This is a genomic window from Intestinimonas sp. HCP28S3_D6 (assembly GCF_052065695.1).
Taxonomy (GTDB): Bacteria; Bacillota; Clostridia; order Oscillospirales; family Oscillospiraceae; genus Intestinimonas.
This window is the reverse complement of record NZ_JBQHTM010000154.1, coordinates 1-384: the sequence shown is the minus strand read 5'-3', so window position 1 is coordinate 384 and position 384 is coordinate 1. Positions and strand designations below refer to the sequence as shown.

General features: G+C 37.2%; 1 protein-coding gene. It reads left to right on the top strand.

What is annotated here, in order from left to right; all coding sequences use genetic code 11:
• A partial coding sequence (locus tag ACTNBK_RS17200) for a hypothetical protein (protein ID WP_441147920.1) occupies positions 1-184 on the top strand: 184 nt, incomplete at its 5' end.
• Between the last annotated feature and the right edge of the window lie 200 nt (positions 185-384).

Genomic DNA, 384 nt, shown 5'->3' with positions numbered 1-384 from the left:
CTTCATAAGCATTTTCATAGGGATTTTACACCGTCCGATTGGCTCGAAATTAGCAAGGCTTTCGATTTTTGGTGGACGTTGCAAGTGCAAGCAAATTCCTCTATGTAACCTCTCGTTATACGAAATGATAGGAAATCCTATTCATTCTCGTACAGGGGTGCTGGTGTTTTGGACACCTATTTAAGTCTGTTTAATATATCATTTCAAAATGAATTTTTCAACCAGAATTATCAAGAATTTCAAAGGTTTTTCAGACTCAATGATTCTATGTAATTTAGGGAATCTCTGATTTAATCCGCACTACCATAAAGGCTCCGGATGTGGGATAATAACACTATCAACGCAATGGTGGTGTATGGGGATGAAGAAACAGGAAACATTTAC